The following is a 20572-nucleotide window of genomic DNA, read 5'->3' on the forward strand; positions in this document are numbered from 1 at the left end:
TCACAAGACAGAACGACACGCCGACGACGACACGCCGCAGCAAGCGGGTGACACCGTCTTCGGGCCTCGAGATGCGGAGCCGCTACTCAGATCATGTCGTTCTGGGTCAGCCAGCGCATGACGGGCCAGCCGATGAACACCGGCAGCCAGCACGTCAGCATCCGGTAGAGCAGCACCGACGGCACGGCGACCGCGGCGGGTAGCCCGAACGCGGCCAGGCCACCGATGAGCGCGGCCTCTACAGCGCCGACACCACCGGGCGTCGGGGCGGCCGAGGCGAGCGTGCCACCGATCATCGTCACGACACACACGGTCACGAACGACGTCGACCCGCCGAAGGCCTCGACGCTCGCCCACAGCGCCAACGCCGCGCCCAGAGTCGTTGCGGCGCAGCCCAACACGATCAACCCGAGGCGCCGGGGTTCGCGGCCGAGTTCGACGAGGTCGGCCCAGACTTCCTTCAGCCGCGGTCGTACCGATGTCCCCAGCCAGTGCCGCCATCGCGGCACCAGCATGAACGTGCCCACCACGCCGAGCGCCGCGCCGCCGATCAGGTAGAGGATCGTCGACGACGGGACGAAGTGCGACAGATCGGCCGAGGCACCCGCGGCCGCGCTGAAGAAGATCAGCAGCGCCACGTGCGTGAGCACCTGCACTGACTGCTGCAGTGCCACCGCGGCCGTCGCGCGCAGCGCGCCGAGCCCCGCCTTCTGCAGGAACCGGGTACTCAGGGCCAGGCCGCCGACGCCGGCGGGCGTCGTCGTCGCGGCGAAGGTGTTGGCCACCTGCATGATGGTCAACTTCCGGAAGTTCACCGATTCCGAGGTGCTGGCCCACAGCGCCATGGCCGCGCCGGGGTACGTCAGCGCCGACACGGCCAGGCCCAGCAGCGCCCACCACCAGTTGGCGGACCGCAGTTCGGAGAAGAACGTCGGCACCGTGCTGATGAACGGATAGGCGACGTACACCAGCGCGATGAGCAGGACCAGCTGGATCACCTGGTTGCGGGTGAAGCGGGTGATGGTCTCGGTCTGGATGCGGTCGGCGCCGGTCTGGTGCTTCACCTCGTCGCGGGCCGCGGTGATCACGGCACGCGAATCGGGCAGCGACTCGCGCAGCCGCAACGGCATCGCCGACTTGGTCAGCCGGCGGGACGCGGTCAGCACGGCGCCCTCGCCGAACTGCTCGATGGCCGCCGCCACCGCCGGCTCGGCGCCGTACAGATCCGTTGTCGTCACCAGCAGCTGTGCCACGTCGGATTGCAGTTGCACATCAGACGCGCCGTACTCGGAATTGCCCAACCCGCCGAGCAACACGGTGGTGTCGTCGACGGTGATCTGCGACGTACGGAGGTCGCCGTGGGAGATCTGGTGCGCGTGCAGTGCCCCGAGGGCATGCCAGACCGCCTCGACCGGGGTCTCGTTGGTCAGCGCAGCGCCACTCGCGGGGGTGTGCGCGTACAGGGTCCAGCCGCGATCGAGCGCGGACAGCGCGACGGTCCGGGTGTTCGCCAGCCCGAGGTCGCCGACCGCGATGGTCATGAGGGCGCGGTGTTCGACGGCGCGGCGCATCGAGGTCTGCAAGGGAGCGGTCTCGTCGTTGCGGAGGGTGATCTTGCGCCAGAGCTGACTCATCGCGCCGCCGACGCGTTGGTTCGGCCCGTACAGCTCGACGACTGCGCGCGCGCCGTCGGCCGAATCGGCGCTGAGCACCAGCGGTCCCGTGCCGGCCGGCCGGATGACCGTCAGCGCCGACACCTCGAACTTGCGACGGGCCAGGGCCTGCACAGCGCCGGGCAGCGGAACCTCCAGCGCCGGGGTGCCGCTGACCAGAACCACCAGTGCGCCGACGAACCAGCCGACGGCCAGGCCGAGCAGCGACCGGGCCGGCACGATGGCGCTGACCACCAGATGAATCGGCACGAACGCCAGCAGCAGCGTCCACCACCAGCGGCGCAACCGGGCCGGCTGCCAAGGGCCGGAGACCGTCAGCACTGCAGCCAGCAGCGCGATCCAGCGGGGGTCGTCGAGGAACTGGGAGAAGACGGTGTTGAGCCTGTCGGACAGGTCGAAATGCCAGTTCGGGGCCGCGATGCCGTTGGAGTTGATGGACAGTGACAGCACCGCGAGCAGCCCGGCGGCGGCATACGGACCGAGCAGCTTCCACTGCCGGGTGACCAGCAGGCTCAGCAGGATGACGAACGGCAGCGCCAATATCGCGATGGCGTAGGCGAGGTAGACCAGGTTCGACTGGGTCGGTGTCAGGACGCCGACGATCCGCGACACCGACCGTTCCAGCCGGACCCAGTCGTTACGCGTGATCAGCGAGCTGGTGACGACGGTGACCAGGAAGGCCGTCGCGGCCACGAGTCGCAGGATGTCGTTGGTCCGGCGGGTGATCGGTTGCAGCAGGCTGCCCGAGACCGCGACCTCGCGTCCGTCAACCCGCATCAGCTCAGAATCCCAAGTTGAGGGCCAGTTGGCGAAATTGGCACGCCGTTACCCGGCCAGCGCGGGCCGCAGAAAGTCTCCACTGACCGTGACTGCGGGCGCCGACGAATCGCCGCCGACCACCAGCGTCGCGAATGCGAGGTCTCCGACGATCCCGGCGAACCAGCCGTGCGAGTGCGTGTTGTCGCCGAACTCGGCCGTCCCGGTCTTGCCGCCGAGGCCGTCGATGTCCTTGAGGGCGGTCGCGGTGCCGTCGGTGACGGTCAGCCGCATCATGGCCCGCAGGGCGTCGGCGGTCGGCTTGTCGATGGGCGCCGACGGCGAGCTGGCCGTGGTCTGCTGACCGGGCAGCAGCGTGGGGGTGATGGTCGACTCGTGCGCGAGGCTGGCTTCGGCGACCGCCAACCCGAACGGGCTGACAGTGACGGTGCCCTGGCCGATACCGTTCTCGACGCGCTGTGCCGGGGTGTCGGCGTTGGGCACCTTGCCCGTCACCGTGGTGACGCCGGGGATGACGAAGTCGACGCCGATGCCGAGGTTCTTGGCGGTGTTGGGCAGGGCGTCGGCCGGGAGCTCGTCGGCGAGCGCCGCCATGGTGGTGTTGCAGGAGTGCGCGAAGGCCTGCGCGAGCGGCACGGTACCGAGGTCGAACTTGTCCTCGTTGGGGATGGTGCGGTTCTCGATTGTCACGGTGCCCGGGCAAGCCTCGGGGGAGTCGGCCGTCGCGAGGTGGGCCTGCAGCGCCGCGGCGGTGGTGACGGTCTTGAACGTCGACCCCGGCGGGTACAGGCCGGTGAAGGCGATGGGTCCCTGCGCGTTGGCCGCGTCGTTCTGGGCCGCCGCGAGGATGGCGCCGGTGCTCGGAGCGATGGCGACGAGCACGGTGGGGCGCGGATCGGTGGCCACGGCGTGCTGAGCGAGCAGCTGCAGTCGCGGGTCGAGGGTGGTGCGTACGGGCTTGGTGTCCGCGGGGGCGTTTTTCACGAGCTCGTCGGTGGGCTGGCCCTGGTCGTCGACCAGATCTACGGACCACCCGGCGGTCGCGTCGATGGTCTTTTGCCATACGTCGGGCAGTCCGCTGATGGCCGGCGAGTGCAGGTTCGGATCGGCGGTCAGCAGCGTGCCCTGCTTGGTGACGGTGACACCGGGAATCTGGGTGAGCTCGTCGGCGATCTGGGAGAGATCGGCCTCGCGGAGTTTGACGACGGTGACGCGGTCGTCCTGATTGCCGTTGAACTCGCCTGTGATCGACTCGGCGGTGATGGTGTCGTCGAAGCGGGCAACCACGGGAGCCAGTGCGGCGGCGGAGTCGAGGTGGTCGCGGCTGAGGGTGACGACGCCGACGGTCTGCCAGGTGAGCAGCGGCTGCCCGTTACGGTCGATGACGGGCGTCAGCAGCGCCTTGTCTTCGCTGAACTGGAACGTGCCGCCCTGCCGGAGCTTCGGATGCAGAAGCGCCGGTGCCCAGCGGATTTTCCACTCTTCCCCGACCTTGGTGGCGATTGCCGTTGTGTCATAACGGAATTCGCGTCCAGGTCCGAATGACCAGGTGTAGGCCAGCTTGGCGGTCGACTTGTTGTCGCCCTCTCCGGGTGTGGCCTTGACGTCGAGGGTGGCGTTTTTGCCCATACCGTCGAACATGGATTTGATGGCCGGCTCCGATGCGGTGGTGTCGGTGGTGTCCTTGGCGGCGGCGCCGGAGTCCTTGCGGTGCAACGCATCAGCAAACGCGTTGAAGGCGTCTTCGGGTTCCGGGCCGTTGAACATCGAGCATCCGGTGGCGCCGAGGAGCAGCGTGCAGGTCAGCAGCAGCGCAATACGTTTCGTCATGACCCTCTGAGCCAACCACGAGTGGCTATGAATTCCGGCGTTGAAACGCTGGGGAGCGGTGGCATCGGCTAGTGTCCGGGGCGGCGGTCATTCCGCTACGTGGTGGAGCGTATTGAGTGAGTGGGGTCTGGCATGAGTGGTGTGGTGGTTACCGGGGGCGCATCGGGTATCGGCCTGGCGTCGGCCAAGGCGCTGATCGCCGACGGTCGCGCGGTGTCGCTGTTCGACATCTCGCCGCACGTGGTGTCGCTGGCTGAATCTCTCGGGTCGCACGGCGTCGTCGTCGACGTGGCAGATACCGACTCCATGGCCGCCGCCGTCGCACAGGCCGCCGCCGCCATGGACGGCATCGACGGTCTGGTGCATGCCGCAGGCCGCGTGCTGCCGGAGCCAGTCGGGATGTTCACCGTCGAATCGTGGGATGCCGTCGTCGACGTGAACCTGCGTGCGCAGGCGCTGCTGTCCCAACTGCTGCTGCCGTATTTCGAGAAGGCCATTGCTGGTGGCGCTGCACCGGCGATCGTGGGGATTTCGAGTATCGAAGGGCTGGTGGGCAATCCGTTCATCCCGGCGTATTGCGCATCGAAGGCCGGGCTGCTGGGACTGACCCGGTCGATGGCAGGTCAGTTGGGGCCGTTGGGGATTCGTGTCAATGCCGTGTGCCCGGGCTTCGTCGACACTCCGATGCTCGCAGATGCTTTGGCGGTCGAGGAGGTGAAGGCGGCGTTCGTGGCGGCGGCGCCGTTGGGGCGGCTGGGGCAGCCCGAGGAGATCGGGGCGACCGTCGCGTTCCTCATGTCGGCCAAGGCATCGTTCATCACGGGTACGCAGATTGTCGTCGACGGGGGAGTGACGTCCCGGCACGCTTAGGTGCGTTTGGTGGCACCACCACTGTCGAGATGCAAGGAAGATTAACAGGGACTGCCCCCAGTTTGGTTGACTCTGATGTGCCCTGGGTTTCATGGAGTCGGTTTGCTTGACTTCTGGTCACGACGTCCCTCGTTGCCATTGAGAGTTCTCCTACTCCGTTGTCCACTTACCTTTCTGGTGGCATCGATGAATGTTGTTCGCGCAGAGACACATCTGTAATGAGTCACACCACCGTTGGGTGGTGGACAAGGCCAACCCAGTCCGGACAGTGTAGTGCGAATTGTCTTATCGGACTGCATGATTCGATGCTGATATGTGGGGTGTGCAGCGGATTCATGAGTGAGCAGGAACCTGGTGCCAGCGACCACTCCCGCACGGTACCGGCGTCCAGCGCGGTCCGGGTATCGGTGGCGTCGGCGATGCCGCCAGCTAAAGGACCGGTGAGTCGTCGCCCGCGACAGATGGCGCGGTGGGCAGAAGCGCTTGAGCTGGTTGATGTCCCGTTAGGTGACCGCCACTCTCACTGCCTTGGGCGCTGAGGCCGCCAGCGCTCAAGACCATGTGGGCTCCGTATCGGGTGGTGATTTAGGGATCGGATTGCCACCGTGGCCGATTCGTCGCTGCTGGCCCACCGCTTAAACCGGCGGGATTCGAAGGCCGCTGTGTGCGACGTGTCGGGCCGGCGCCCGCCAGTGGGGGACCCCGTGGCCCGGGAGGGGTCTAGATGACCAATTGCCTTGCTGCAGTGCATGATTCACAGCTGCCGCACCTGGCGGTGTATTGCCATAGTGGACCATCTTGCTGGTCCAACTACTCTGTGGGGTGGTAGCAGTCTGCCGTCGGGCGACGTGAGTGCACGTCGATCATGCTGGGCGTGACCGACGTGCACGAGTCGCTACTGCAGGATGGCTGTCGCGGTGAGTTCCAGGAGCTGCTCGGGATGGATGAAGCTCGAGCAGCCGATCCAGGTGCTGGTCGGCCGGTGATTGCTAACCCACTGCTTGAGCAGCGGCGTGCAGGCCGCGAGTGCCGGGACGTCGGTGGTGTAGATGGTCCAGGCCACCAGACCGTCCCGGCCGACGCCGACAGCGGCGAGGGAGCGCTCCAGCACCCCGAGCACGTACTCCAACTGCTCGGCCAGCGATGTACCCACCACATCGAGTTCGCCGGACGCATCGGTTAAAGGTGCGATACCGGAGACGTAGACAGTGTTGTTGGCGACGATGGTCTGCACGATGCCCAGCTCGTCGAACAGTCCGGGGTCGAGGTAGCCGATATCGGGCACCGAGCGGGTGATGGTGGTCGGGTCGGTCATGCCAATGCTGCCTCTCGGGTTTGGGGATCTGGATTAACTTCGGGGTTGGTGGGTCCGTCGGGTTTGCCGACGATCAGGTTGGGGTCCAGGCGTTCTGGGAAACGGACGGCGAGGTAACCGAGGATGGTAAGCCCCGCCAGCCACCAGGCTGCCACGCAGTAGCCGGCCAGGCTCATGGGATAGGACAGTGCGGCGACGAAACTGAACGCCGTGATGCCCGCGCCGGCACAGAAGGTCGGGAACAAGAACAGCAGACCCAGCACCGGAATGACCAGATGCACAATCACGCGGAACTCCGAGCGTCGGAAGCGAAGGTAGTACACCGGACAGGCGACGCACACGGCCATGTAGATGGGCAGCACCGCGACCGTCAACACAGTGCCGGTGAACTTGAATCCGGATACTGGCCCGAACACCAGGCCCACCCCGAGCGTCACCGCGACGGCAATGCTGAACACCACGGCGATCGCTGCCACCGGCGATCTGAACCGGCCGTGTGTTTTCTTGAGGAACTTCGGTAACGTGCCCGCCCGGCCCATCGCCCAAGCGACGCGCGTGCTGGCCATCGCTGCGCCGTTCGCTGACGCCAGACCCGAGCTGAGCAAGGTGACCAACAGGATCACCCAACCGGCACCCCAGAAAGTCCTGGTGATCTCCATCCAGGGGTCACCGTCTCCATAAGCCAAGAAGCCCGCATAGTCGTCGGGTCCGAAATACACCGCCGACGCGTACGTGGTGAACACGAAGAAGATGCCCACCAGCAGAACGGATCCGATGACAGCCCACTTGATGGTGCGGCGCGGGTCACGGGCTTCCTCACCGAGTGGTGCCGCGGCGTCGAAGCCGATGAACGCAAGGAAGGTGTAGACGGAGCCGGCGATGATGCCGCTCATGCCGCCGAATCCCTCGACGGTGGCGTGGGTGGTCCAGAACACGCTCAGCGTGTTGCGGTCGCCGGCGGCCACCACCATCCACACCGAGATCACCAGCATGACAAGGATTTCCGCCGCACCCAGGAGCATGCCCACGCGGGTGCCGAACTGGGCACCGAGGTAGTTCATCACCAGCGCCAGGCCGATACAGACCAGGGCGCCGATGATCCACCAGGTGGTATAGCCCAGGCCCATCGCACCGGCGAACGAAGTGCCCACCATGTTGCCGACCAACAGGGCCAGATAGGGCAGTGCCGCCGCGTAGACCAGCAGCGTGCCCCAACCGGCGAGAAAGCCGGCGGCACCGTGAAACGCCGCGGCCAGATACGACGACATCCCGGCGGCCGACGTCACCTGCTTGGCGAGTTGTCCGATCGCGATGGCGACGAAAAGGCAGCCGAGTAAGGCGAAGACGACGGATGCAGGCAGCGCGCCGCCGGCGAAGCCGGCACCGGCGATGACGGCGAAAGCTGCACCCACCCCCGGGGCCATCGTCGCGATCGAGACGAAGGTCGCTTCGCCCAGGGTGACACTGTTGCGGGCGAGCCCGTCGGGCACGTCGGCAGTCATACCCGGGCTCCCGAGGTGTCGGTAATGGCGTTCATCAACGTGTTCGCCGAGTCCTGGCGGCCAACGGCAGATTGCATGTCCTCGATTGACAGATGGCCGGTGACGTCGTCGCGTACGACCGACAGTGGATCGGCCACATCGCCGACGTAGCCGATCGCGAAGCACCCCAATTGGTAGCCCATAAGCTTCAACAGATCGTCGTCGAGCGTGCGGGCGATCTCCAACGGAGTGGAGAGGTACTGGTTTTCCTCCTGCCGCACCCACCCGACGGCATAGGTGATGTTGATTGCCTGACGCACCTTGTCGGCCGTGGTGTTGGCCCCACCGCCGTGGTAGATCTTGCCGTTGTACAGCAGCACCGAGCCGCGCTCCATCTCAGCCGGTAGCGAATCCTCCTGGGAGAACTTCTCGTTCGTGCCGAGCAAGTGACTGCCCGGGACCAGTCGGGTTGCGCCCATCTCGGCGGTGTAGTCACTCATCGCCCACAGCGTGTTGCACTGGACCTGGTAATCGGTGGGGAACGGGAAGAAGTCCCATGCCAGTTCGTCGCGATGGATGGCCTGGGCGGGTGACCCGGGGCCGATGGAGATGACCTGGGTCAGGTGCAATTGGAACTTGGAGGCGTGGCTCAGGTAATCGCCGGCCACCGCCAAGACGGTGGGATGGGCGACGAGCTCACGGGCGGCGAGCGAACGTGCGATGAGGGAGCCGGTGCGTCGGGTCTTGACGCCGAGGAAGTCGTCGGCGCCGAATGCGGTGTCCTCGATATACGGGGCGAGTTCCTCGGCGACGCGGTCCATATGGGACGCGGGCACCAGGTTGTCGATGATGACGTAGCCGTCTTCGCGAAGAGCGCGGGTGATCTGCTCGGGATCGGCGGTGGGCGGGAGGTGATTGAGCTCTGGCACGGCGTTGCTCCTCGGAGTGAGTCTGATGAAATCAGACTCCAGTCTGAACTTGAGTCTGTTTCAGGAGTGCATCGCGGCGTAACAACGCGGTAAATCCGACTAGAGTCTCATTCATGGCCGAAACGATGCGCCGACTGCCCGCTCAGCGGCGCAGTCGGGAGACGGTCCAACGAATCCTCGACGCGGCCGAAAATCTGCTTGCCACTGTCGGATACGAGCGAGCCGTGGAATCTCCGGCGCTGCTGCTGGGCAAGTCGGGGGTCAGCAAGGGTGCGTTCTACGCCTACTTCACCAGTCCGGAGATGGCCATGGAGACGGTGGCGCTCCGATACATGGAGCGCTCTACCGCGATGGCCGATGAGTTCGCCCGAGCGGATTACGGCAGTTGGGAAGAGGTGACGGCACGGGCGATATCGACATACAGCGGCTATTACCGCGATCCAGTCGTGCGCGAGCTGTGGCTGAACGGGCACCTGTCGCCGGTAGCCGTCGCCGAGGACGAGCGCGCCAATCTCTATATCGCCACCAGGCTCTGGGAGGCCCTCACCCGGGTCGAGCCCGAACGCACCACCCGCCTGCAGGTGGTGCACTGTTCGGTTGCCATTGAAATCCTGGATTACCTGCTGCGCTTCGCCTTTCGGCACGAACCCGATGGCGACGTGCAGTTAATCGAGGAATCTATCGTGGCGATGACTGAGTATCTACGCAGCCGAATACAATAGCTTTTCTGCTTTCGCAGACCTTCTTCGCCGCCTTCGTCTCGCCAGCGGCGGACTCACGGTGGTTTGGAAGATGCCCATTTCGCCGGCCACGCGAGCCATGGGGTTGCTCCTGTTGTTCTGGAATGCAGGCGGAGCGCCTCGCGCAAGCGGCGCTTGAGCTCTACACGGAGCGCGTATTCGACAACGTGACTGTGCCGCAGATCGCCGAGCGGGCCGGGATCACCCGCCGCTCGTACTTCCGTTACTTCCCCGACAAGCGCGAAGTCCTATTCGTCGTCTCGGAACGGCTGCCCGCCACAATCCGCGAGGCAGTCCTCGGCGCACGCCGGATCGGCTCCCCGCTATCGGAAACCCTTGAGGTCGTCGCCCAGATCGGCACTGCCCTCCTCGAACACATCTATGGCACCGCCGAACGCCGCGCCGTGATCGCCTCCAGTCCGGAGCTCCAGGAGCGGGAGCGCACCATGCTCGCCACGGTCACCAGCGCGATCCAGGACGCACTCCTGCAGCGAGGCATCGACGTCAACAGCGCGAAGATGGTGGCGCAGATCGCCACCATCCCATTCCAGAACGCCTTCTACCGTCGGACTTTTGAGTACCTGGCCGAACTTTCGTCGACTGCCGATCGACATATCCACCGATGAAAGGTCGTAGCCGGCGGCTCCAGCTTTCGTCGGGCAGTGTCCAGGATGCCCATGTAGCGTGCGGCGCGGTGAGCCTAGCGCCGCGTCAGGACAACAACGGCGAGACTGTGGCTGAGGGCAAGATTGATTTCCACGCCGCATACTGCACCCTGTCGGCAATACATCACCGAAGAGCGTCCGCGGGAATGACCGAGTGTTGAAGTGGCTTGGCTGGTTGCTCGATACCACGCTGGCCGCAGAAGTGGGTGCCGCTATGGCCGCCGGCCCCGGCGCCAGCCGATCCACGCGGTGGCTCGAGGAGATACAAGGTCGGACAACGTCGGCTTGGAGAGTGGGTCACGTCCATTCCCACCCGTTGATGGGGTGGGGCGTCGTCGATGACCACAAGGCCGATGCTCTAGCTACCGAACTAGTCAGCGGAGCGGCTGCAACCATCGTTGATGTATGGCGTTCGCGTATCTCGGCGAAGACGAGAGCGCAACGGTACGCCCCTGGGTTGTGGTGTGAGCGCGGCGATATCTGATCCTGCTGCGAGTGCTACCTGTATTAGCTGATCTTCGCATTGTGTGCGCCGAAGTCCCTTGCAGCGCCGTGGTAGGGCGGGACCGGTCTCCGCATGCGGAATCGGACTCCGGGCTGCGCTGACGCCGGTCGACTGTGCGCTGCCGACGTATGCAGGGGTTGCTACTAAGTGCCTCCAGGTGCGCAGGCGGCAAGCTAATATTCTGCGCACTCATCATTACTGTCAAATAATTGACTTTAGTGTGGAGCGGGCATAGAGTGCCGACCGTGAACGTGGTGCGCATCACTTGCCCTCAATCGATGTATCAGGAGTCATCGCTGTGGCTCGGTTCCGTTGCAGTGGCCGCTCCGTGGGTTCGTGCGTTTGCTGGGCGAGTGGGGCTTTGACTCCGGTGGTGAGTGTCGCGGCGCCCGTGCGGGCTCTGGGCGGGTTCTATTCGATGGCGCTGGACACGGCGATGTTGATGTTCAAGCCGCCGTTCGCCTGGCGTGAATTTCTTATCCAGACGGCCTTTGTGGCGCGAGTGTCGATCCTGCCTGCGCTGTTGCTGGCGATTCCGTTCACCGTCTTGACGGTGTTCACATTCAACATCTTGCTGACCGAACTGGGGGCGGCTGATTTCTCGGGAACAGGAACTGCGCTACTAACTGTCACTCAAGTCGGGCCTGTCGTGACCGTCCTTGTTGTCGCTGGCGCGTGCGCCACGGCGATATGTGCAGACCTGGGGGCGCGCACTATCCGGGAAGAACTCGACGCGCTGCGAGTGATGGGCATCAATCCCATCCATTGGCTTGTGGTCCCGCGGGTACTGGCGGCGACGATAGCGGCGCTGCTGCTGAATTCGATTGTTGTCGTGATCGGCCTGGCGGGCGGGTTTCTCTTCTCCATCTTTGTCTCTCACGTCACCCCCGGTGCCTTTGTCAGCGGACTGACCCTGCTCACCTCGGCCACCGATTTCGCGTTTTCCTCAGCTAAGGCAACACTTTTCGGCCTAACGGCTAGCCTCATCGCCTGTTACAAGGGAACATCGGTCGGCGGGGGACCGGCCGGCGTGGGCAACGCCGTCAACGAGACAGTCGTCTACTCGTTCATGGCACTGTTCGTCATCAACATCGTGCTCACCGCGATGGGTGCGAGGGCGACAGCATGACTTCCACTACCATTCTGCGGCAACGATTTCCGCGGAGCGCCCAAGCGCTGTCGTCGATGCACAGCGGCTGGAACGCGGCGGGCCTACAGATGGCCTTCTTCTCCAAGGCCATCGCAGACACACGGACTGCGGTCGTGCATTACCGCGTCGAGATCATTCGGCTCATCGCTCAAATGAGCTTGGGCACTGGAGCACTTGCTGTCATCGGCGGCACCGTCGTCATCGTTGGTTTCCTCACGACATTCGCCGGCGCCACACTTGCCGTTCAGGGGTACAACCAGTTGGCGGGCATCGGAGTCGAGGCGCTCACAGGCTTTACGTCCGCCTTCGTCAACACCCGCCTATTGGCACCTTCGATTGCCGGCATCGCGCTCTCGGCGACCATCGGAGCAGGGTCCACCGCTCAGCTTGGCGCGATGCGCATCAACGAAGAGATTGACGCCCTGGAGGTAATGGGAATCCGATCCATCGCCTATCTGGCGTCGACGCGACTCGTCGCCGCCGTGGTCGTGGTACTGCCCTTCTATTGCGTTGCTATGTTGACCGCGTTCATCGCCGCCCAGTTCGCCACCACGGTGCTCTACGGGCAGTCCGAAGGCGTCTACGAGCACTATTTCTTCACCTTTTTGCGGGCGAGCGACCTCGTGTGGTCCGGACTCATGGTGGTCCTGATCAGCATCGCCGTCATGCTGGTGCACACCTACTACGGTTTCACCGCCAGCGGCGGACCCGCCGGCGTCGGACAGGCCGTTGGCCGTGCCGTGAGAAACGCGTTGATCATCTTGACGTTCATCGTCGTGTCGGTGACCCTGGCGGTCTACGGCCAGTCCGGCAACTTCCACTTCTCCGCGTCATGAGCGCTGGCGCGGCGTACACCGGCCGGCTCCGCCCGGCCTGGTGGTCAGCGATCCTGCTGGTGGTTCTGACGGCCTGGGTCCTGGTAACGGCCGGACTCTTCAACGGAACCATCCGCAGCTTCGTCGACGTCACCCTCATCTCAGACCGATCCGGCCTGGTGATGGAACGCGGCGCCAAGGTGCGCCTACGTGGGCTCGAAGTGGGCCGCGTCGCGTCGGTCAGCCGCAACCCCGACTCGACGAGCGTGCACTTGGAGATGTACCCCGATCAGATCGGTTACATCCCGGCCAATATCGGTGCCCAGATCACGGCCACCACTGTGTTCGGCGCCAAATATGTTGACTTGATCTATCCGCAAAGCCCCAGCAGACAACGACTTTCGGCGGGAACGATCCTGCGGTCGGCCAACGTCACCGTCGAAGTGAACACCATCTTTCAGAACCTCGTCAGCATCATCGACAAGGTCGATCCGGCCAAACTCAACGCTGTCTTGTCGGCGCTGGCCGACGGTGTGCGCGGCCAGGGTCAAGCCATCGGCCAAGCGACCACCGATGCCAACGAGGTCTTGCTGGCACTGAACCCACGGATGGACACCGTCGCCGAAGATTTCCGGTCGCTTCGCGGCTTCGCCGACACGTACGGCGCTGCGGCCCAAGACCTCTTGGCCACGCTCAAGGCTGCGACCACCACCAGTGCGACACTAACTGCTCGCGCCGCCGATCTGGATGCCCTCCTGACGAACGTCATCGGATTCAGCGAAGTGGGTTCGGCAATCCTGTCCGCCAGCGGGAACACGTTCGTTGCGGCGGCCAACACGCTACGACCGACTACCGACCTGCTGTACAAATACAACCCGACCTACACCTGCCTGCTGCAGGGCGCTGCGCACTGGCTTGACAACGGCGGATACGAAAACCTCGGGGGTAATGGGAAATCGGGGATCCTCGACGGCGGCATTCTGCTCGGCAGTGACCAATACCGCTACCCGGACAACCTCCCCATCATCGCCGCCAAGGGAGGACCCGCCGGAAAGCCGGGCTGCGGTTCGCTGCCCGATGTGAGCAAGCAGTTCCCTGTACGACAACTCATCACCAACACCGGATTCGGTACGGGGCAAGACATCCGGACCAACCCCGGCATCGGATTCCCAGGCTGGGCCAACTATTTTCCTGTCACCCGTGCAGTACCTGAGCCGCCCAGCATCAAGAGCTTCGGTGGCCCCGCACCTGGCCCAATGCCGCCGCTCACCGATGCGGCTCCCGCCCCGGCACCCGCCGGCGACGCAGTCGTACCCACGCCCTAGGCAGATGCGAGCATGCCCCACCCGACCTTCCATAACCCCGATAGGGACACGACTTGAAAGACAGCATTCGCAGCGCCCTCGTCCAGGTGGGGGTGCTCGTCACAGCCTCAGGGCTGGCAATCTTTGCCGTCCTTGCGGTCTTCGCGCAGATCCGCTTCGACGAGGACAAGACCTACGAGGCGGACTTCACCAACGCCAGCGGCCTCAAAGCGGGCGACTTTGTTCGTATCGCCGGCGTGGAAGTCGGTAAAGTGCAGAACATTTCGTTGAGGCCGGACGCCACCGTGAGAGTCGCATTCAACATCGACCAGTCCGTGCCGCTCACCCTCAGTACGACCGCGGCGATCCGCTGGACCAACGTCATCGGCGATCGCTACCTGGAACTGAAACAAGGCGCCAGCGATTTCGGGCGGCTTAACCCCGGCACGCCCATACCGACCAGCCGCACCGAGCCGGCCCTGGACCTCGACGCTCTCATCGGAGGCTTCCGGCCACTGTTCCGCGCGCTAGCCCCAGACCAGGTCAACGCGCTCACCGGGCAACTGATCACGGCATTCCAAGGACAAGCCGGCACCATCAGCTCATTCCTGACCCAAACGTCGGCGTTCACCAGCACCTTGGCCGATCGCGACGTACTGATCGGCCAAGTCATCAGCAATCTGAACGTGGTGCTCGGATCGTTGGGCAGCCAAAGCCAACAACTCGGCACCACCATCGACTCGCTGTCCCAGCTCATCGAAGGCCTTGCAGCGCACAAAGAAACCATTGCCGGTGCCATCGCGCACATCAACACTGCTTCGGCCACCGTTGCCGACCTGCTGATCGATGCGCGGGCACCCCTGCAGCGCACCGTCGCCCAATCCGACCGAGTGACATCAACGCTGCTGGCCCAGCACGAATACCTGGAGAAGCTGATCGATAGCTTGCCGGAGAAGTACCGAGCACTCAGTCGGCAGGGCCTCTACGGAGACTTCTTCATGTACTACCTGTGCGACCTCATCCTGAAAGTCAACGGCAAAGACGGACAACCGGTTTACGTCAAAATCGCTGGACAAAGCAGCGGACGGTGCACGCCGAAATGAAATCCTTCGCCGAACGAAACCCCGTTGCCGTCGGCGGCATCGGCGTCGCCGTGACCGCAGCACTCACCGCGGCCGCGTTGAGCTACAGCAGCCTGCCGTTCATCCACTCGACGACGCACTACAGCGCCTACTTCAGCGAGATCGGTGGACTCGCCACCGGCGCCATGGTCCAAGTATCCGGAATGAAAGTCGGCGAAGTATCCGACATCGAACTGCAGCACGCGCGTGTGCTGGTGCAGTTCACCGTCGACGAATCCGTCGCGCTAGGAGACGAGAGCGAGGCGGCGATCAAGACCAAAAGCCTGCTGGGCAACCGAATGCTCGAAATCACTCCCCGAGGCAAAAACCCACTGAGACAGCCGATCTCGGTCGAGCACACCCACCCGCCGTACAACCTGCCCGACGCGCTCGGTGACCTAGCCACCACCGTCTCCGACCTCAACACCGACCAACTGTCCCAATCGTTAGCGACCCTGTCACAAACATTCCACGACACCCCACCGGATGTGCAGGCAGCCGTACACCAGCTGGGACGGTTCTCACAAACACTCAACGAACGCGACGAGCAGCTACGAGGCCTACTGACCAACGCCAACAGAGCCACCACGGTCCTGGCCCAGCGCACCGACGCCATAGCCAAGTTGATCGCCGACACCAATGCCTTGTTGGCCGAGTTGAGCACCCAAAGTCAAGCGTTGAACGAGATCGCCTCTAACACATCGGCTTTGGCTAGGCAGCTGTCAGCTCTCGTGGCCGATAACCGCGCCCAGCTCCGGCCCGCACTGGACAAGCTCAACGGTGTACTGACGCTCATCGACGACCGGAAGACGAGTCTGCAAGCCGCCCTGAAGATGCTGCATCAGTACGCCATGTCGTTCGGTGAGGCATTGGCGTCCGGGCCGTTCTTCAAAGCCTATTTGGTCAACTTGCTGCCCGGCCAGTTCATCCAGCCTTTCGTTGAGGCCGCATTCTCCGACCTCGGACTCGACCCCCACGTCCAACTGCCCTCGCAGCTGACCGACCCGCCGACCGGCCAGCCGGGCACTCCGGCGCTGCCGGTGCCGTACCCGAGGACCGGGCAGGGCGGCCAACCCCGCATGACGGTGCCCGATGCCATCACCGGTAAACCCGGGGACAACCCCTGCGGTCCGCCCGGTCTACCGCTACCGGGGCCGGGGTGCTACCCGTCCCGCGAGCCGATCGCCGCCCCGCCCCCCGGCGGCGCCCCACCGGGACCGCCGGCGCTCGCCGAGGGCCAGACCGTCCCACCCGCCCCGTCCACCACGCTGCCGCTGTTTATCCCGGCCCCCGGTGAAGTGCCCGCACCCCGTCAGGAGAGGCCATGATCAGCAAGCGCAGTCGCCGCGTCACGGTCGGCGCCGTGGTGGCGCTGCTTCTGGTCGCGGGCATTACCGCTGGCCTGCGTGCCTTCACCGGTGCGCGTCACATGGCTGTCGTCGCGTACTTCGACAACAGCAATGGCCTGTTCCGCGGTGATGACGTCCGCATTCTCGGTGTGCGAGTGGGCAAGGTGGATGCGATCGAACCGCAGCCCCAGCGGGTCAAGGTCACATTCTCGGTGGACAGTAGGTACCCGGTGCCCGCAGACGTCAAAGCGGTCATCATCTCGCCGTCGCTGGTGACCGCCCGCTCGATCCAACTGACCCCTGCCTACACCAGCGGCCCGATGCTGCGCACGGGCGAGGTGATCCCACAGAGCCGCACCGCCGTGCCCGTCGAATGGGATGACCTACGCGACCAACTGCAAAAGCTCTCGGCGACCCTGCAGCCCAGCCGACCCGGCGAGGTCAGCGCATTGGGCGCCTTCATCAACACCACCGCCGACAATCTACGTGGCCAGGGCGCCAACATCCGCGACACCATCATCACGCTCTCGAAGGCGGTCTCGGCGCTGGGCGAGCACAGCACCGACATGTACGGCACCGTGAAGAACGTCTCCACGCTGGTGACCGCGCTGCAGTCCAGCAGCGAGCTCATGTCGGCACTGAACCGCAATCTGGCGGCAGTCACCGGCGCGCTGGCCCACCACCCCGATGAGATAGGGCATGCCGTCGCCGACCTCAACACGGCCGTCGGCGACGTTCAAAGCTTCATCGCGAACAACAAAGACGCACTGGGCACCACATCGGACAAGCTGGCGGCACTGACCACGACGGTCAACGACAGCCTGGACGACATCAAGCAAACGCTGCACGTCCTGCCCAACACCGCGGCCAACTTTGTCAACGTCTATGACCCAGCGCAATCGGCGCTGACCGCCATCATCGCCATGCAGAACTTCGCCAACCCACTGATGTTCCTGTGCGGCGCGGTGCAAGCTGCCTCACGACTGGGCGCCGAACAAGCGGCCAAACTCTGCGTGCAGTACCTCGCGCCCATTGTCAAAAATCGCCAGTACAACTTCCTACCCGTCGGGTTGAACCCGTTCGTGGGCACCATGGCCCGACCCAACGAAGTGACCTACAGCGAAGACTGGTTGCGCCCGAACGGATCACCACCACCACCGGCCGCGGCCGACAGCGGGGGAGTGCAACCGGCCGCTGCGCCACCGGGCCCCTTGGCCGCCGAAGCACCGGCACCGGCCGCTGCCCCCGGCCCCTCCAAAGGCCTACCGGCGATGATGCTGCCCACGGGCGAGGGCTCATGAGAACAGCCTCAACGCACCGCGGATTGTGCTGTGTCGCCACCCTCATCGTGCTCCTGCTGTCAGCAGGGTGCTCCTCATGGCACGGCGTTAATTCGCTGCCGCTGCCGGGCACCGAAGGCACCGGCCCGGGATCATTTCAAATCCGGGCACAGATGCCGGACGTGACCAACATCAGCGAAAATTCGCGCGTTCGCGTCGGTGATGTGACCGTCGGCAACGTCACCAGGATCGAGCGCCAAGGTTGGCACGCGCTGGTCACCATGCGGCTCAACGGCGACGTCGTCCTGCCCGCCAATGCAATAGCCACCATCGGCCAGACGAGCCTGCTCGGGACACTGCATGTCGAACTAGCCCCACCGACGGGAACAGCGGCCGAAGGACGACTGCATGACGGCTCGCTCATCGCCCTGACGGCCTCGGGTAGTTACCCGACCACCGAGCAGACCTTGAGCGCCGCATCGCTTCTGCTCAACGGCGGTGGTGTCGGGCAGATCGGTGATATCACCAAAGCGTTCAGTACCGCCTGGGCCGGCAGGGAGAACGACCTGCGCAGCCTGATCGGGCAGGTCGAACTCTTCATCGACCGCCTCAACGCGCAGAAGCATGACATCCTCACCGCCACAGACAGTCTCAGCGGCCTCGTCGGCCAATTCGCCGACCAGAAGCCGACCCTGGACCGGGCACTAGCAACGATCCCGTCTGCACTGCATGTGCTCAAAGAGCAACGAGACAAACTCGCCGACGCCTTCGACCGCTTGAGCACCTTCAGCGCGCACGTGAACAATACGTTCGGCCAATCTAAAGCGGCCCTCGTGCAGGAACTGAAGAATCTCGCGCCCGTGCTTGAATCGTTGGCCAACGCCGGACCGAGTTTGGTCCACGCGATGAGCAGCTTCGCGACGTTGCCGTGGCCCGCCGAGACGCTGACCAACTGGTTCCGCGGCGACTACGCCAATTTGACCGCGATCTTCGACCTGACACTCAGCCGGCTGGACTCGAGCCTGTTTACCGGGACGCGGTGGGAAGGGAACCTGACCGAGCTGGAGATGCAGTGGGGTCGCACCATCGGGCAGATGCCCAGTCCGTACACGGCCGGCAATCCACTGGTCGCGCCGTATCACCTCGATCAGGGGCCCTAAACCATGCGATTGCCTAGACGCCTCATCCTGCAACTGGCCATTTTCGTCATCGTGGCGGTGACAAGCATGACCGTGATGGGAACCAGATACCTACAGCTGCCCGCATATCTGGGAATCGGCCGGTACACCGTCACCGTCGAACTGGCGCAGTCATCAGGGCTCTACCCCGACAGCAACGTCACCTACCGCGGCGTGGAAATCGGCACGGTGCGGTCGATGCGGTTGACCCCCAACGGAGTTGACGCCGTGCTCTCGCTGAAATCAACCATCAGGGTGCCCTCGGACGTCACCGCTGAGGTGCACAGCCAAAGCGCCGTCGGCGAGCAGTACCTCACGCTCATCCCGCGCACCGATAGCGCGCCGCCACTGCGTGAGGGCGCCGTCATCGCGATGGTGCACACCACCACGCCGCCCGAGATCAGCTCGCTTCTGGAGTCAACCAATCGCGGCCTGGAGGCGATCCCACAAAACAATCTCAAAACCGTTGTCGACGAGAGCTATACGGCCGTCGGCGGCCTCGGCCTCGACATCGCAAGCCTGGTACGCAACTCGACCAAACTGGCCAGCGACGCCCGCCACAACCTCGATGCGCTGACCAACCTCATCGACAATTCCCAGCCGATGCTCGATTCGCAGACCACGACCGCCGACGCCGTCCAATCCTGGGCCGCTCATCTGGCGGCTATTAGTGGACAACTGCACGCCCACGACAACGACGTCGACGGGGTACTGCGACACGGGCCCGGCGCAGCCGAACAAGCGCGATCACTGCTAGAACGTGTGCGACCCACCGTGCCCATCATCTTGGCGAACCTGGTCAGTGTCGGTCAGGTCGGGATCACCTTCAATGCCAACATCGAACAAGTACTGGTGCTGCTTCCCCAAACAGTCGCCATCTTGCAGGCGCTGATGGTGCCCAACCAAGGCACCAAGCAGCCCTACCGGGGCGCCTACCTCGATTTCAAGCTCAACATGAACCTCCCGCCGCCGTGCACCACCGGTTACCTTCCTACACAACAACAGCGCGCACCGGCGCTCGAGGACTATCCCGAACGGCCAGCGGGCAGCTTGTATTGCCGCATCCCCCAGGACTCAAACTTCGTGGTCCGCGGCGCACGAAACATCCCGTGCGAAAACAACCCGGCCAAGCGGGCCCCGACCGTGAAAATGTGCGAGAGCGATGAGCAGTACGTGCCGTTGAATGACGGATTCAACTGGAAGGGCGACCCCAACGCGACACTGTCCGGCCAGGGCATACCGCAGCTCCCGCCGGGGGCGCCGCCGCCCACCGCGCCGTTGCCGAACGCTCCGATACCGCCACTAGCGGTCGCCCAATACGACGCGGCCACCGGAACCTATGCCGGGCCAGATGGGCGCGTGTACGCCCAAGCCGATCTCGCCAACAATGCTCAGAAGGAGAAGACATGGCAGTCGATGCTGACGTCGCCGAGCAAGTAGCGGCCGGTGCCGTTCTGGACGAGAAGGACCAAGCCGGCGCCTCCACCGCCGGCCCGCCTGACGACCACGGTTCCCAGGATGTGGAGCAACGGCACACTGCGCCAGCGCAATTGGACGACGACCACTCAAGTTCTCGGCGGCGAGTTTCGG

16 protein-coding genes are annotated in these 20572 nt (G+C 64.5%); 11 read left to right on the forward strand and 5 right to left on the reverse strand.

The window, feature by feature from the left end:
* Window positions 1-86: 86 nt before the first annotated feature.
* Entirely contained in the window at window positions 87-2450 is a 2364-nt protein-coding gene (locus tag ACX12F_RS07090; RefSeq protein ID WP_459368903.1) for a lysylphosphatidylglycerol synthase domain-containing protein, read from the reverse strand.
* Window positions 2451-2498: 48 nt separating this feature from the next.
* Window positions 2499-4280: a penicillin-binding transpeptidase domain-containing protein gene (locus tag ACX12F_RS07095; RefSeq protein ID WP_459368904.1), complete on the reverse strand. Its 1782-nt coding sequence runs from the start codon at window positions 4278-4280 to the stop codon at window positions 2499-2501.
* A gap of 132 nt (window positions 4281-4412) precedes the next feature.
* On the opposite strand from ACX12F_RS07095, the gene ACX12F_RS07100 reads away from it, so the two are divergent.
* On the forward strand, window positions 4413-5150 hold the full coding sequence (locus ACX12F_RS07100; protein WP_459368905.1) for an SDR family NAD(P)-dependent oxidoreductase: 738 nt from the start codon (window positions 4413-4415) through the stop codon (window positions 5148-5150).
* Window positions 5151-6045: 895 nt separating this feature from the next.
* On the opposite strand, the gene ACX12F_RS07105 is transcribed toward ACX12F_RS07100, so the two are convergent.
* Genes ACX12F_RS07105 through ACX12F_RS07115 form a run of 3 tightly spaced genes read right to left on the reverse strand, consistent with a single transcriptional unit; the run spans window position 6046 to window position 8875 of the window.
* Window positions 6046-6465: a RidA family protein gene (locus ACX12F_RS07105; RefSeq protein WP_459368906.1), complete on the reverse strand. Its 420-nt coding sequence runs from the start codon at window positions 6463-6465 to the stop codon at window positions 6046-6048.
* Window positions 6462-7967 carry an APC family permease gene (locus tag ACX12F_RS07110; RefSeq protein WP_459368907.1) on the reverse strand — a complete coding sequence of 502 codons (1506 nt, stop codon included), beginning with the start codon at window positions 7965-7967 and terminating at the stop codon, window positions 6462-6464. The genes ACX12F_RS07105 and ACX12F_RS07110 overlap by 4 nt, the downstream gene beginning before the upstream one ends.
* Complete coding sequence (locus ACX12F_RS07115; protein ID WP_459368908.1) at window positions 7964-8875, reverse strand: phytanoyl-CoA dioxygenase family protein; 912 nt, start codon at window positions 8873-8875, stop codon at window positions 7964-7966. Before ACX12F_RS07115 ends, ACX12F_RS07110 begins: the two co-directional genes overlap by 4 nt.
* 113 nt (window positions 8876-8988) lie before the next feature.
* Between ACX12F_RS07115 and ACX12F_RS07120 the strand changes: the two genes are divergently transcribed.
* The 10 genes from ACX12F_RS07120 to ACX12F_RS07165 all read left to right on the forward strand — a co-directional run bounded on the left by ACX12F_RS07120 (window position 8989) and on the right by ACX12F_RS07165 (window position 20422).
* Entirely contained in the window at window positions 8989-9597 is a 609-nt protein-coding gene (locus ACX12F_RS07120; RefSeq protein WP_459368909.1) for a TetR/AcrR family transcriptional regulator, read from the forward strand.
* Between the two features lie 122 nt (window positions 9598-9719).
* Window positions 9720-10241: a TetR/AcrR family transcriptional regulator gene (locus tag ACX12F_RS07125; RefSeq protein WP_459368910.1), complete on the forward strand. Its 522-nt coding sequence runs from the start codon at window positions 9720-9722 to the stop codon at window positions 10239-10241.
* Window positions 10242-11203: 962 nt separating this feature from the next.
* Window positions 11204-11914: an MlaE family ABC transporter permease gene (locus ACX12F_RS07130; protein ID WP_459370267.1), complete on the forward strand. Its 711-nt coding sequence runs from the start codon at window positions 11204-11206 to the stop codon at window positions 11912-11914.
* On the forward strand, window positions 11911-12771 hold the full coding sequence (locus tag ACX12F_RS07135; RefSeq protein WP_459368911.1) for an ABC transporter permease: 861 nt from the start codon (window positions 11911-11913) through the stop codon (window positions 12769-12771). The genes ACX12F_RS07130 and ACX12F_RS07135 overlap by 4 nt, the downstream gene beginning before the upstream one ends.
* Complete coding sequence (locus ACX12F_RS07140) at window positions 12768-14075, forward strand: MCE family protein (protein ID WP_459368912.1); 1308 nt, start codon at window positions 12768-12770, stop codon at window positions 14073-14075. The genes ACX12F_RS07135 and ACX12F_RS07140 overlap by 4 nt, the downstream gene beginning before the upstream one ends.
* Window positions 14076-14128: 53 nt before the next feature.
* A complete protein-coding gene (locus ACX12F_RS07145; RefSeq protein WP_459368913.1) occupies window positions 14129-15157 on the forward strand; it encodes an MCE family protein in 1029 nt (342 codons plus the stop codon).
* On the forward strand, window positions 15154-16503 hold the full coding sequence (locus ACX12F_RS07150) for an MCE family protein (protein WP_459370268.1): 1350 nt from the start codon (window positions 15154-15156) through the stop codon (window positions 16501-16503). Before ACX12F_RS07145 ends, ACX12F_RS07150 begins: the two co-directional genes overlap by 4 nt.
* Window positions 16500-17825, forward strand: coding sequence for an MCE family protein (locus tag ACX12F_RS07155; RefSeq protein ID WP_459368914.1), 1326 nt, complete (start codon window positions 16500-16502; stop codon window positions 17823-17825). Before ACX12F_RS07150 ends, ACX12F_RS07155 begins: the two co-directional genes overlap by 4 nt.
* Window positions 17822-18964: an MCE family protein gene (locus ACX12F_RS07160; RefSeq protein WP_459368915.1), complete on the forward strand. Its 1143-nt coding sequence runs from the start codon at window positions 17822-17824 to the stop codon at window positions 18962-18964. Before ACX12F_RS07155 ends, ACX12F_RS07160 begins: the two co-directional genes overlap by 4 nt.
* A gap of 3 nt (window positions 18965-18967) precedes the next feature.
* On the forward strand, window positions 18968-20422 hold the full coding sequence (locus ACX12F_RS07165) for an MCE family protein (RefSeq protein WP_459368916.1): 1455 nt from the start codon (window positions 18968-18970) through the stop codon (window positions 20420-20422).
* The last annotated feature ends 150 nt before the right edge of the window (window positions 20423-20572 follow it).

Source organism: Mycolicibacterium sp. HS_4_1, assembly GCF_054515875.1.

What these genes read in the sequence shown, in the direction of transcription:
- ACX12F_RS07090 (WP_459368903.1), bottom strand. Translation starts at nt 2,450, where the DNA reads ATGCGGGTTGACGGACGCGAGGTCGCGGTCTCGGGCAGCCTGCTGCAA.
- ACX12F_RS07095 (WP_459368904.1), bottom strand. Translation starts at nt 4,280, where the DNA reads ATGACGAAACGTATTGCGCTGCTGCTGACCTGCACGCTGCTCCTCGGC.
- ACX12F_RS07100 (WP_459368905.1), top strand. Translation starts at nt 4,413, where the DNA reads ATGAGTGGTGTGGTGGTTACCGGGGGCGCATCGGGTATCGGCCTGGCG.
- ACX12F_RS07105 (WP_459368906.1), bottom strand. Translation starts at nt 6,465, where the DNA reads ATGACCGACCCGACCACCATCACCCGCTCGGTGCCCGATATCGGCTAC.
- ACX12F_RS07110 (WP_459368907.1), bottom strand. Translation starts at nt 7,967, where the DNA reads ATGACTGCCGACGTGCCCGACGGGCTCGCCCGCAACAGTGTCACCCTG.
- ACX12F_RS07120 (WP_459368909.1), top strand. Translation starts at nt 8,989, where the DNA reads ATGGCCGAAACGATGCGCCGACTGCCCGCTCAGCGGCGCAGTCGGGAG.
- ACX12F_RS07125 (WP_459368910.1), top strand. Translation starts at nt 9,720, where the DNA reads ATGCAGGCGGAGCGCCTCGCGCAAGCGGCGCTTGAGCTCTACACGGAG.
- ACX12F_RS07130 (WP_459370267.1), top strand. Translation starts at nt 11,204, where the DNA reads ATGGCGCTGGACACGGCGATGTTGATGTTCAAGCCGCCGTTCGCCTGG.
- ACX12F_RS07135 (WP_459368911.1), top strand. Translation starts at nt 11,911, where the DNA reads ATGACTTCCACTACCATTCTGCGGCAACGATTTCCGCGGAGCGCCCAA.
- ACX12F_RS07140 (WP_459368912.1), top strand. Translation starts at nt 12,768, where the DNA reads ATGAGCGCTGGCGCGGCGTACACCGGCCGGCTCCGCCCGGCCTGGTGG.
- ACX12F_RS07150 (WP_459370268.1), top strand. Translation starts at nt 15,154, where the DNA reads ATGAAATCCTTCGCCGAACGAAACCCCGTTGCCGTCGGCGGCATCGGC.
- ACX12F_RS07155 (WP_459368914.1), top strand. Translation starts at nt 16,500, where the DNA reads ATGATCAGCAAGCGCAGTCGCCGCGTCACGGTCGGCGCCGTGGTGGCG.
- ACX12F_RS07160 (WP_459368915.1), top strand. Translation starts at nt 17,822, where the DNA reads ATGAGAACAGCCTCAACGCACCGCGGATTGTGCTGTGTCGCCACCCTC.
- ACX12F_RS07165 (WP_459368916.1), top strand. Translation starts at nt 18,968, where the DNA reads ATGCGATTGCCTAGACGCCTCATCCTGCAACTGGCCATTTTCGTCATC.